Raw genomic sequence first — 12,539 nt, 5'->3', positions numbered from 1 at the left:
GCCCTTCGAGGCTCGTCGCTTGCGCTCCTCGCACCTCAGGGAGCAGGGGTTATGCGGTTCTTTCGGATTAGGGACCAGGGGTTATGCGGTTCTTTGGGCCCAAGGAGCACAAGGAACTCCATCGCTGCCGAGCTAGGTGACCGTGATTCCGCCGTCGACGGGGAGCGTCTGACCGGTGACGTATCCGGCGGCAGCCGAGGACAACCAGATCGCGGTGGCCGCGATCTCCTCGCCGTGTCCGGTCCGGCCGAGCAGGACCCGCGGCATCTGCGAGTCGAGGTATCCGGGCTGATACGTGTCGGTCATCTCGCTCTCGAAGAAGCCGGGGGCGATGGCATTGACCCGAATGCCCTTGCGCGCGCCCCATTGCTGGGCGAGGTCGCGGGTGAGGCCGATGACGCCGGCCTTGCTCGCGGCGTACGCCGCCTGCGGCAACCCGGCGGTGGTGATGCCGAGGATCGACGAGATGTTGATGATCGCGCTTCCCGGCTGCATGACCCGCCCGCAGGCCTGGGCCATCCAGTACGAGCCGTTCAGGTTGACGTCGATGACGCCTCGGAACTGTTCCGGGGTCTCGCGTGTCGCCGGGTAGGCGGTCCCGACGCCCGCGTTGTTGATGAGTACGTCGACTTTGCCGAACGTCTCCATGGCGGCGTCTACTACGCGCTGGCACTGTTCGGGTTCGGCGACGTCGGCGGGCACCACGAGTGCCTTACGGCCCAGGGCCTCGACGGCGGCCGCGGTGTCGGCGAGCTTCTCCGCCCGACGGGCGGCGAGGACCACGTCGGCGCCCGCCTCGGCGAAGCCGCGCGCGAACGAGACGCCCAGTCCGGACGACGCGCCGGTCACGATGACCACCTTGCCGGTGGTGTCGAACAGATCCATCACGGACATCGTTGTCTCCCTTGCATACTCGCCGATGGGCCGGCGCGGTGCGCCGGCCGTGGGGTGGAACTCGTCAGAACCAGGCCGGTTCGACGTCGAGTGTCGTGCTGTCGAGAGCCGTCAGCAGGTCGAGCTGCGGGCCGGTCTTGGGCAGTTCGTACCGGAAGAAGTACTGCGCCGCAGCGCGTTTGCCCTCGTAGAAGTCGCCGGTGCGGCCGTCGGCGGCCAGGAGTTGCTCCAGCCACACCCACGCCAGGACGATGTGCCCGGTGGTCTCGAGGTAGATCGTGGCGTTGGCCAGCGACAGCTTCGGGTCGCCGGCCGACCAGATGTGCGCGGTCACCTCCACCAGGCGGTCCACGGCGGACTGCAGGGTGTCGGCGTAACCGGAGGCCGCGTCGACCTCGCGTGCACGAGTGATCGTGGCGCCGATGGTCTCCGCGAGCGCGGCGAGTCCGGCCCCGCCCTGCATGATCACCTTGCGGCCGAGCAGGTCGAGCCCGTGGATGCCGTGTGCGCCTTCGTGGATCGGGTTCAGGCGGTTGTCTCGGTAGTACTGCTCGACGTCGAATTCGCGCGTGTACCCGTAGCCGCCGTGGACCTGGATCGCGAGGCTGTTGGCCTCGAGGCACCACTGCGAGGGCCAGCTCTTCGCGATCGGGGTGAGCACCTCGAGCAGCAGGTTCAACCGGTCGCGCTCATCGGGGTCGGTCGCGGTCGCGGCCTCGTCGACGAGGGTGCTGCAGTACAGACCGAACGCGAGCGAGCCCTCGACATAGGACTTCTGGGCGAGCAGCATGCGGCGCACGTCGGCGTGCTCGATGATCGGGACCGGCTTGGTCGACGGGTCCTTCTGGTCGACGGGCCGGCCCTGGGTGCGCACCGTGGCGTAGTCGACCGAGGCCCGGTAACCGGCGTAACCCAGTGCGGTGGCGAGGAATCCGACGCCGATACGGGCTTCGTTCATCATGTGGAACATGTAGGAGAGGCCGCGGTGTTCTTGGCCGACGAGGTAGCCGACAGCGCCGGGAGCGGGCTGGTCATCTACAGCGCCGGGAGCGGAGTCGGAGTCGAAGGTGCCGTCGCCGAAGTTGAGCAGGGTGTTGGTGGTGGCTCGGTTGCCCATCTTGTGGTTGAGGCCGACGAGTGCGACGTCGTTGCGGGTGCCGTCGGCGAGGTACTTGGGCACGATGAACAGCGAGATGCCCTTGACGCCGGGGCCGCCGCCGGGGATCTTCGCGAGCACGAGGTGGACGATGTTCTCGGTGAGTTCGTGGTCGCCGGCCGAGATCCACATCTTGGTGCCGGTGATCCGGTAGGTGCCGTCGCCGGCCGGTTCGGCTTTGGTGGTGATGTCGGCCAGCGACGAGCCGGCCTGCGGTTCGGACAGGCACATGGTGCCGGAGAAGCGGCCTTCGACGAGCGGACGGACCCAGGTGTCGCGTTGCTCGGGTGTGGCGTATTCGGCGAGCAGGTTGGCGTTGCCGACGGTGAGGAAGTTGTACGACGACATCGCGGCGTTGGCGGCCTGGAACCACACGGCGGAGGCCTGGCGGATGACCGTGGGCAGTTGCATGCCGCCGAGTTCTTCGTCGAAGGAGGCGGAGATCAGGCCCGCCTTGCGGTACTCGGCGAGTCCGGAGACCACCTCGTCGGGGAGGACGACCTTGCCGTCGTCACCGATGTAGGGCTCCTGGGCGTCGCCGATCTTGTTGGCCGGTGCGAAGCACTTCATGGCGATGTCGGCGCTGAGTTCGAGGACCGCGTCGAAGGTGTCGCGTGAGTGCGCGGAGAAACGGTCTCGTGAGGTCAGCGCCTCGACGTCGAGCCATTCGTACAGCAGGAATTCGAGGTCCCGCCGGGACATGGGTGTGGTCATCGCACTTCCTCGTCGATCGGGCGGACGGACGCTGGTCGCGGGTGGCCGTCGCCCGTCCATCATGCCCCGGCCCGACGCGACCGCTCGAGACACCCCGGCTGGTTCGTCACCCGTCGTCAGACGTCGATGCCGAACTCCTTGATCTTGCGGTAGATCGTCGCGCGGGAGATGCCCAACGCATGGGCGGCGGCCAGTTTGTTGTGACCGTTCTCTTCGAGGCTGCGCACGATGGCGTCGCGTTCGAGCGCCTCGATGCGGGTGAGGGTGTGCCGGCTCTGCGCCCGGTAGGTCGGGGGGAGTTGTTTGACGGTGATCGTTCCGGATCTGTGGTGCGTGACGACGTCGCGCAGGGCCTGCCGTAGTTCGGCGACGTTGCCCGGCCAGGTGTACTTGCTGAGCTGGCGCATCGCGTCGGGGGCGACCGGGAGTTCTTTGCCGCGGGTGAGCTGCCGCAGGATCGTCGGCACCAGGACCTGCAGGTCTTCGATGCGGTGCCGGAGCGGCGGCACCTCGACGGTGTGAGAGAAGAACGGCAGCAGTGTCGCGCCGAGGGCCGGTAGCGTGTCGACGGCGCTGAGTGTTATCCCCAGCCACCCCGCGTGCTCGCGACCCTGCAGTACATCGGCGACGTCGAAGAGCATGTCGTCGTCGAACTCGTCGATGTCGCGCAGGATGATGGCGAAGTCGTCGCGCTCGATCTCGGCGGTGAAACTGTCGAGCGTGTCGGCGTCGGAGAAGTCCTCGGCGGAGAAGACCCGGATGGTTCCGCGGAGGTACTGTCCGGCGGCTGCGCGCAACACCGCGGCCCGACCGCTTCCGCGCTCGCCCGACACCGCGATCCACCGGCCAGCGCCGACGTGCTGGGCGATGCGATCGCAGCACTCCCGCCACGACGAACTGCGGCCGACGATGCCGGGGAGCGTCGCCGCCGTCGCCGGTCGGCGTCGGGGCTCGGGAGACGGCCCCGGATCCATCAGGTGGACGTGGAAGACCGCGATGCCCGCGTCGGTGTCGGAGAACTCGGCGACCGGTGCGAGTCGGAGGGTGCGGCCGCTGGGCAGCGTGTTGACCCGGCGGGCGGCCGTGGCGTCGAGGGTCTGGTCGACCGCGTGCTCGAGCATCGACACCTGGTCCTGCGGGTCGATGCTCTGGCGCAGGCGCCGGTTCATCAATACGACGTCGGCGGCCAGCGCCAGGACCATCATCTGGGGCGCCCGTCGGCAGGTGGCGAGATAGGCTGCGAGAAGCCGGGATTCGCGCTCACTGGCATTTGCCAGCATCTGCTGCTCGATCTGGACGGTGGCCGATTTGGCCAGGGAGAGCAGCAGCGAACCGCCCTCTTCCACCCAGCCGGTGAGGTCGAGAGCGCCGACGATGCCGCCGGAGAACGGATTACGGATCGGGACCCCGGCACAACTCAGCTGGGCGAGGCAGCCGGCGTAGTGCTCGGCGCCGGTGACGAGTGTCGCCTGCCTGGTCTCGAGTGCGGTGCCGATCCCGTTGGTGCCGGCATGCTCTTCGCTGTAGCTGTACCCGGGAGCCAGGGATACGGCATCGAGTTGGCCGAGGAGTTCCCTGCTGCCGGCCGCACGGGACAGCACGACGCCGTCCGGGGAGGTGAGGATGATGCTCACCGGTTCCGTGGACAGGTCCACGGCGAGCTGGTCGAGCACCGGGCGGGCCGCGCTCATCAACGGGCTGTCGGTGTTCGGTTCACGGACGAAGGGGAGCTCGAGCCGATCCGCCTGCACCTTGAACGAGCGCGACCGCCGCCAGGAGGTGGAGATCGCGTCTCGGACGGTGCCGTCGACACGGTCGTCGGGCGTCCCGTCCTCGCTCAAGAACCGTTCGCGCGCTCGCGCGACGTAAGTGATCGAGTTCCGGGCCCGGGCTGTGGGCTGATGGTTCACCGGGGTGGACAACTCCCTACTGTGATGTACGTCTCACATCACCCGCAGTGTACAGAATAGGTGCTGGTGGCGGGTGTGAATCCGGTACCGAGTCGGTCGAAACCGGCCGGTGGGATCCACTCGGCAGTGGGCCGGCCGCGATCGACGCCGAGAACGAATTCCGATCGCGACCGGCCCCCGTCACCGTTGTGTGGTGACGTCCCCGCCGGGGTCGGTGGCCACCGGCCGGTGCGGGCCGGCCGGTGGCGGTGTGCGGGGTCGGTGTGCGGGTGGTGGCCGGCTAGTAGATGTTCGAGGGTCGGACCATCCCCTCGGCGAGGTCGCCGAAGCCGGGTGCCTCGATGGCGCCCGGGTGGGTGAGGACCTCCTCGACGACCGCGGTCTCGGTGGTGATCAGCAGGGCTGCGATGGACGCGGCGCTCTCCAGTGCCGCCTTCGTGACCTTCGCCGGGTCGATGACACCCTCGTCGAACATGTCGCCGTAGTCACCGGTCATCGCGTTGAAGCCGTGCCCCAATGGAAGGCCGCTGACGACGCGGACCACCTCGTCGCCGTCGAACCCGGCGTTGGTGGCGATCCAGAAGAGGGGTTCGGCCATCGATCGCCGGACCACGTCGACACCGACGCCCTCGTCGCCGGTCACGTCGGCGAGCGATTCCAGGGCCCGGTGTGCCTGGGCCAGGGCCGTGCCGCCGCCCGAGACGATGCCGTCCTCGACGGCCGCGCGCGTGGCGGCCAGTGCGTCCTCCACGCGGAGCATGCGCTCTTTGAGTTCGACGCTGGTGACCCCGCCGACCCGGATCACCGCCACCCGTCCGGTCAGCCGTGCGATCCGGAGTTCGAGGCTGTCGCGGTCGGCGTCGATGCGGGCGCGGGCGTGCTGTGCCTCGAGTTGAGCGACGCGCGCATCGACGAGACCCTGGTCGCCACGGGCGCCGACGATCGTCGTGGCGTCCTCGGTGATGGTGACCCGGTCGCACGTGCCGAGCTGTTCGACAGACACCTCCGACAGCTCCAGTCCGGTGTCCTTGGCGATCACCTGACCACCCAGGGCGACGGCGAGGTCCTCGAGTTCGGCGACGCGCCGGTGACCGAAGCCCGGGGCGCGGACCACCACCGACTGCATCGTCTTGTGCATGTTGCCGCCGACGAGAAGCTGCAGTGCCGGACCATCGACGTCCTCGGCGAGGACCAGCAGCGGCCGGTCGGCGCGCTTGGCCGCCTCGATGCTGGGCATGATCTCCTGGACCGTGGTGATCTTTTTGTTCGTGAGCAGCACGACCGGGTTCTCGAGGACGGCTTCCATGCGTTCGTGATTGGTGACCATGTAGCCCGAGATGTATCCGTGGTCGAACTCGATGCCGTCGACGACGTCGACCCCCAGCCCGAGGGTGTCGCTCTCCTCGGTCGTGATGACGCCGTTGCGCCCCACGTATTCGACGGCCGACGCGATCGCCGACCCGATCACCTCGTCGTCGCTGGCTGCCAGGGTGGCGATGCGCTCGAGGTCGCTGCGGCCGCCGAGCGCGACGGACTGATCCGACAGCGCCTCGATCACGGTGGCGATGGCACGCTCGATGCCGCGGCGCACCCGCATCGGGTTGGCGCCCTGCTCGACCGCGCGCAGACCTTCGCGAACCATCGCCTGCGCCAACACGGTTGCGGTGGTGGTGCCGTCGCCGACCACCCCGTTGGTCTTCATCGCCACTTCTTTGACCAGTTGGGCGCCCATGTTGGCGAACGGGTCGCGCAACTGGATCTCGCGGGCGATGGTCACCCCGTCGTTCGTGATGGTGGGAGGGCCGGTGAGCTTCTCCAGGACGGCGTTGCGTCCCTTCGGTCCCAGCGTCACCTTGACCGCGTCGGCGAGTGCATTGACCCCTCGCTCGAGCCGCAGCCGCGCTTCGGCGTTGTAGCGCAACTCCTTGGCCATGGTCGTCCTGCCTTTCGTTCGTGGTTCTCGGCTGTGTACTGCGTGAAAACGGTTGTGCTGGTTGCCCTTCGTGGCTCGCTGCGCTCGCACCTCAGGGAGCAGGGGCGAGTGGCTGCGCTCGCACCTCAGGGAGCATGGATTTCGGACACTCACGAGTGTTCTTTCGTGGTCCACGACGGCCGCCAGGCCGCAGAAACTGAGGTGCGATAGCGCCGCTCCTTCTTTGCTCCCTGAGGTGCGAGGAGCGATAGCGACGCTCCTTCTTTGCTCCCTGAGGTGCGAGGAGCGATAGCGACGAGCTCGAAGGGTCAGGGGACGAGGATCGCCCGCCCGCGGACCCGGCCGGCGTCGAGGTCGTCGAGGGCCTGCTGGAAGTCGTCGAGGGCGTAGGTGCTGGTGTGCAACGTGACCTTTCCCCGCGCGGCGAGGTCCATCAGTTCCCCGAGGTCGTTGTAGGAGCCGACGAGGTTGCCGATGTAGTTGATCTCGGTGGAGATCACGTCGATGGTCGGCACGTTGATGTTCTCGCCGTAACCGACGACGAAGAAACTGCCCGCGCGCCGCAGCATCGCGGTGCCCTCGGCGGTCGCGCCACCCTCGCCCACGAAGTCGAGCACGGCCTCGGCGCCGTGCCCGCCTGTCAGTTCGAGGACCTTCTCGACGTGCGAGCCGTCGGCGACGATCCCGACGTCGGCCCCGATCTGCTGGGCGAGTTCGACCGCATCGGGGTTGCGATCCACCACGACGATCCGGACCGCGGAGATGGCGGCGAGGACCTGGATTCCGATGTGGCCCAGACCTCCTGCGCCGATCACCACGCATGTGTCCCCGGGTCGCGTCATGCGCGCGCCCTTCGCGGCGGCGTGATAGGCGGTCAGTCCTGCGTCGGCGAGCGCGGCGACGTCGGCGGGTTCCAGCGAGTCGTCGATCCGTACGACGCTGCGGGCCGTGGTCTTCAGGTACTCGGCATACCCGCCGTTGGTGTCGATGCCCGGGAACTGGCTGTTCTCGCAGTGCACGTCGTCGCCGAACCGACAGGCTCGACAGAGCCCGCAGGTGATGAGCGGATGCAGGATCACCTTGTCGCCGACGGCGACATTCGTGACCGCGTCACCGATCGTGTCGACCCACCCGGCATTCTCGTGACCGATCGTGTACGGCAGTGCCACACCGGATTTCTCTTCCCACTGGCCCTCGAGGATGTGCAGGTCCGTGCGGCACACTCCGGCGCCACCGATCTTCACGATCACGTCGAGTGGGCCGGTCACAACCGGCGCGGGAACCTCGTTGAGTTGCAACTTGTCGTGGTACCCCACGACCTGGACTGCACGCATGGTCTACTCCTGTTCCGTTCGGGTGGTGCCGCCGCGGGTGGTCCGGATATCGGTGATGACGGGGCCGCTCCGGCCGTCGCAGGCGGTGTCGTCGGCGTAGCGGGTGGCGAGCAGGCCTCGGCAGAAGTGGCTGTTGCCCTCCATCGAGATCCGTACCGAGCGGGCGAAACGCAAACGCATCGGCACCTGTTCGGCCGGCAACGCCCGGCCCTCTTCGTCGACGACGACCAAGCTGTTGGGACAGACGCTGAGCCCTAGCTCCATCCGCCGGCGCAGCAGCGCCGACTTACGGTGACCGCGGGGGAGATCGCGCAGGGCGAGGCGATCGACCTCGGACACCAGGACGCGTCCCGCGGTGATCTCGGCAGCGACACAGCGTTCCATCGCGGCGGTGTGGGCCTTGCGCCGGAACGTCAGTCGCAACTCGTCGAGGCTCTCGAGCGCCTCCACTCCGAAAGTGCCCCTGTAGCCGGCGTGGGCGTCGAGCCCGGAGTTGATCTTGTCGCTGTCGTGGTGATCGTCGAGCAGGACCCGCACCTGACCGATCCCGTCGATGTCCTCGAGCGCGTCGAGGGCATCCGAACCCATCAGGTAGGCGAAGTTCGGTGAGCAGAACGACGTGGGCAGACGCAGGTGCACCGTCGTCCCGGCATCGTCGATCAGGATCGACCGGACGAAATTGAGATCGGTGATCGGCTCGTCGAGCTCGGGATCGAGGACCGTGTCCAGCGCGGCGAGTATGTCGTGCTCGAGTCGGATCGCGCGCCCGATGCCGGGCGCCGGGCGATGGTCGAGCGCGGTCATGCGTTCACCGCATCCTTTGCGCCGGCTGCCACCTCGGCATCCGGATCGGCTGCGCTGGTGGGCAATCGGAGTTCCTCGGGCACCTCGATGTGCGGGTAGAGCGCGGCCGCGTTGAGGCCGAGGATCTTCTTCTTCTGCTCGACGGTGATCGGCGCGTACTCGGTCATGTCCTCCGGGATCTGGAAGTCGACGAACTTCTCGACCAGCCACTGCGGGGTCCACAGGGCGTAGTCACTGGCGAAGAGGATCTTGTCCTCGCCGATCCAGTAGAGGAGCTCACCGATGATCTGGGCGAAGTACCGCGGGCGGGTGTGGATGAACGGGATGGCCACGGCCAGGCCGCCGAACACATTCGACTCCTGGGTAGCGATCCAGCAGAAGTCCTCGAGCCGTGGGAGACCGACGTGCTCGACGACGAAGTTCAGGTCCAGGTAGTCGGTTGCCACCTTGTCGACGTCGGCGACGTCGAAGGCGTCTCGGTCCAGCGGCCGGATGGTGGGGCCCTTGTGGATGTGGACGTTCTTGATGCCGAGTTTGATGCACTCCTCGAGGTAGCGGCGCGACCAGGCGTCGTCGAGCTTGTAACCGCGTGAGTCGCCGAACCATTCGGCGGTGTAGAGCTTGACCCCCTTGAGGTTCATCACCTCGGCGTCGCGGCGCAACTGTTCGAGACCCGCCTCGCCGTGCCGGGGATCGTAGGCGTGGTTGTAGGTCAGCAGACCGGGATTGTCCTCACACAGCTTCAGCGAGTCGTCGACCTGTGCGAAACCGTTGACGTAGAAGTCGCTCAGCATGGTGGCCTGGAAGATCGCGTGGTCGGCCGGGCCCTCCTCGAAGAGGTCACGCATCAGCCGCTCCGGGCCGTAGTAGGTGTAGGTGTCGTAGTCCCACACCTTGTCCTCGGGGCTGAGGTTGCGGTGATAGTCGTAGAAGCAGTCGATGAACTGCTTGCCGTGGATGTTCTTCTGGTTGGATTCGCGTCCGTCCCAGAGGTGGACGTGGGCGTCGACGATGAAGTACTGGTCGCCGTTCTTCTCGTACATCGTGTGCTCCTGACGATCGTGGGCTGTGGTCTCGGCTGCTGGGCTGGGCTGTGTCGAACGGGGCTGTCTCGGATGTGGCAGGCGGGGCGGGGAATCGGTGGGCGGGGAAACGGTGGGCTGGGACGGGGTGATGGGGTGGTGTACGTCGTGACCGCCGGGAGCGGTCCGCCGGCGGTCACGACGCGGGCCTGATGCGAGCTCTCAGCTCTGGGCGGTGAGGTCGAACCCGATGTACTCGGCGGCGTCCTCGGGGCTGGCGAACAGGAAGGTCCGGTCGTCGAGATGCACCATCCGCCCGTAGTGGGTCGAGCTGATCTCCTCGAAGATCGATCCGTCGAAATCCTGGCCGAGTGCGTCGGTCAGTTCGTCGTAGTCGAATTCGAGCCGGTTGACCCCGTCCACGCGGATCATCGACGGGTACTCGGTGAGTTCCACGCCGTCCTTCGCTCCCATGACGTCGGCGACGACGCGGCCGATCGGGGTGTTCATCAGGGTCACGCCGCACATGTTGGAGAACTCGGTCTCCGCACCGAATTGCATGGTCACTTGCTCAACTCCTCGGGGATGGCGACATCGATCGATGTCAGCAGGTCGGTGAACTTGGCGGTTGCCGCGTCCAGGCTGGTGGCGAACGTGATCGACTTGTCCGCCGGCTGCGACCAGATCGGCTGCAGCGCACGGGCCGCCTCCAGGCACCGGGGCACCCACACGGCGAGCCACTGCCCGAACAGCTCCTTGTTCTGGTCGCCGAATTCCTCGTCGCGCGTGAGGATTCGGAACAGGCTCCGCGTGTAGGCCAGGTCGCGGTCGTAGTCGTACTCACCGGTGCCGACGATGGTGGGGGTGATGTAATCGCCGTTGCGGGCGGCGACCTGCATGACCAGCTCGGAGCGGAACAGCGATCCGACGAGCTGCTCGAAGACGATGTTGGTGGCGAAGAGGAGCTCGCACCAGTCGCCGACCGCCGTCAGACGTTCGACCACCTCGCGGGTCGGCTGCCATTCCGGCGCCGCCTGCCACACCTCCTTGTGCGCCTCGCCGTCGAATTCCTCCTCGGCCTCGGAGAGGTCGAGGTTGAACAGAGCGAGATCCTGGGCGAACCGCATCTTGTGCGCGGCGTTCACCGCGACGGCGGTGTTGATCATGTTGGTCGGCCCGGACCGCTGGATGGAGGTGAACACATGCAGCGCCAGGCCGTTCTCGGCGTGCATCCAGGCACCGAGGTTGCGCTCGATGAACTTGAGCCACGGCGAGTTCCACGAATCGTAGGCGCGCGCCCGCTTGGCGTTCTGCAGGCACAGGTCGACTTGGTGGACGACCGCGGAGTTGTTCCGGTAGATCGTCTGGTCCCACTCCTCGTTCGGGTCGAGGAAGGCGTGCCAGTTGCCCGACTTCGCCGCCGTCCACTCCTGCGGGTAACCGCCCGGGCCGTTGCCGAACCCGTAGATCCAGCCCTGGCTCAGGTGCCGTTCGGGATCGGGCTGCACGTCGACGGTGACGTCCTCGTACATCGTCGCGCGCTTCTTGGCCGGTTGGTAGTAGCTGTACTTGCGGCTCTTGGAACTCGGGAAGTCCTTGGCGCCGGCCTCGGCGTCGGTGAACTCGATGGACGGGAAACTGCGTTCCCGCTGATTGGGTTTGGGTGCGGTGGGTGCGGACATACTGCGCGCTCCTCGGGGTTCGGCGGCTGTCAGGGTCTGGGTGGCTAGTCGAATGCCGGGCTGGTGAAACTGTCGTAGAAGATCTGGTCACGGGGCACCGAATGTTGTTCGGCGAGAGCCAACGCCGCGTCGACCATGGGTGGGGGTCCGCAGAAGTACACCTCCGTTCGGGACAGATCGGACTCGCATCCGTTGACGATGTCGGTGACGTTGCCCTCGGCCACCGAGACGCCTGCGGGTGCGTCGGCGGCGGACTCGGACAAGCATGCGGTGAAGCCGAAGTCGGTGATCTTCTCACCGAGAGAGGCGATCTCGTCGAGGCAGAAGAGGTCCGCCGCGGTGCGGGCGCCGTAGTAGAAGCGCACCGGACGTTGGATGCCGGCTTCGCTGATGTGCCGGAGGAGGGACAGCAGCGGTGCCATCCCGGCGCCGCCGCCGATGCAGACGAGCGGGAGCACGTGCCCGTTGCGGAGGGTGCATGACCCGTACGGACCGTTGACCATGATCTCGGTGCCCGGTTCGAGTCCGTTCTCGAGCATGCCGGCGAACACGCCGCCCGGGTACTTCTTGATGAGGAACTCGAGTTTGTCGGGGGTGGATTGTGTGGTGGCGATCGAGAACGACCGCTTCTCCTGCGTTCCGGGGATCGAGAGGTCCACGTACTGGCCGGGCTTGAACTCGAAGGTCGCCGGCTCCACGACATCGAGACGCAGGGAGACGATGTCCTTGGTCATCGACTCGACCGCGGCAACGCGGGTTCGGACATCCTGAATCGGTGCGCCGCCGAGCAATTCGTCTTCATCGAAGTTCAGCAATTCGATGTCGCAGTCGCTGTAGGCGTAGGTGCGGCAGAGCAGGACGTAACCCTCGGCCTCTTCGGCGTCGTTGCAGGCGAAGGTCGAATAGTCGTCCATCTGGACGTCGCCGTCGAGCATGTAGGACTTGCACGCCGAGCACCGGCCCTCCCGGCATCCGTGCATGAGGTGGATGCCCTGCCGGAATGCGGCGTCGAGGATGGTCTCGTCCTCGCCGACCTCCATCTCGATGTCGACGGGGGCGAAGTTGATGCGATGTGTGTCGGCCACTGTTT

General features: G+C 66.9%; 10 protein-coding genes. All 10 read right to left on the bottom strand.

The annotated features are described in order from the left end of the window. Positions 1–132: 132 nt before the first annotated feature. The 10 genes from ACFW3F_RS14960 to ACFW3F_RS14915 all read right to left on the bottom strand — a co-directional run bounded on the left by ACFW3F_RS14960 (position 133) and on the right by ACFW3F_RS14915 (position 12,534). Complete coding sequence (locus tag ACFW3F_RS14960; RefSeq protein ID WP_388058605.1) at positions 133–894, bottom strand: SDR family NAD(P)-dependent oxidoreductase; 762 nt, start codon at positions 892–894, stop codon at positions 133–135. Positions 895–958: 64 nt separating this feature from the next. Then, positions 959–2,764 carry an acyl-CoA dehydrogenase gene (locus tag ACFW3F_RS14955; RefSeq protein WP_388058603.1) on the bottom strand — a complete coding sequence of 602 codons (1,806 nt, stop codon included), beginning with the start codon at positions 2,762–2,764 and terminating at the stop codon, positions 959–961. 116 nt (positions 2,765–2,880) lie between these two features. Continuing rightward, positions 2,881–4,686 (bottom strand): sigma-54-dependent Fis family transcriptional regulator, encoded by a 1,806-nt coding sequence (locus ACFW3F_RS14950; RefSeq protein ID WP_388058602.1) that lies wholly within the window; start codon positions 4,684–4,686, stop codon positions 2,881–2,883. A 268-nt stretch (positions 4,687–4,954) separates the two neighbouring features. Beyond that, positions 4,955–6,607: a chaperonin GroEL gene (groL, locus tag ACFW3F_RS14945; RefSeq protein WP_388058600.1), complete on the bottom strand. Its 1,653-nt coding sequence runs from the start codon at positions 6,605–6,607 to the stop codon at positions 4,955–4,957. A 308-nt stretch (positions 6,608–6,915) separates the two neighbouring features. Next, positions 6,916–7,941, bottom strand: a complete 1,026-nt coding sequence (locus ACFW3F_RS14940; RefSeq protein WP_388058599.1) for an NAD(P)-dependent alcohol dehydrogenase — start codon at positions 7,939–7,941, stop codon at positions 6,916–6,918. 3 nt (positions 7,942–7,944) lie between these two features. Continuing rightward, on the bottom strand, positions 7,945–8,745 hold the full coding sequence (locus ACFW3F_RS14935) for an iron-sulfur cluster assembly protein (RefSeq protein ID WP_388058597.1): 801 nt from the start codon (positions 8,743–8,745) through the stop codon (positions 7,945–7,947). Further along, positions 8,742–9,788, bottom strand: coding sequence for an amidohydrolase family protein (locus ACFW3F_RS14930; RefSeq protein WP_388058595.1), 1,047 nt, complete (start codon positions 9,786–9,788; stop codon positions 8,742–8,744). Before ACFW3F_RS14930 ends, ACFW3F_RS14935 begins: the two co-directional genes overlap by 4 nt. Positions 9,789–9,989: 201 nt before the next feature. Continuing rightward, complete coding sequence (gene mimD / locus ACFW3F_RS14925; protein WP_014927755.1) at positions 9,990–10,328, bottom strand: propane 2-monooxygenase effector subunit MimD; 339 nt, start codon at positions 10,326–10,328, stop codon at positions 9,990–9,992. A 2-nt stretch (positions 10,329–10,330) separates the two neighbouring features. Next, positions 10,331–11,449, bottom strand: coding sequence for an aromatic/alkene monooxygenase hydroxylase subunit beta (locus ACFW3F_RS14920; RefSeq protein ID WP_388058593.1), 1,119 nt, complete (start codon positions 11,447–11,449; stop codon positions 10,331–10,333). A 44-nt stretch (positions 11,450–11,493) separates the two neighbouring features. After that, entirely contained in the window at positions 11,494–12,534 is a 1,041-nt protein-coding gene (locus ACFW3F_RS14915; protein WP_388058591.1) for a 2Fe-2S iron-sulfur cluster-binding protein, read from the bottom strand. Positions 12,535–12,539: the final 5 nt, after the last annotated feature.

Origin of the sequence: Gordonia sp. NPDC058843, assembly GCF_042743165.1 — a bacterium.
GTDB lineage: Bacteria > Actinomycetota > Actinomycetes > Mycobacteriales > Mycobacteriaceae > Gordonia.
Note: the sequence above shows the minus strand (reverse complement) of the source record. Positions and strands in the feature narration are given on the sequence as shown.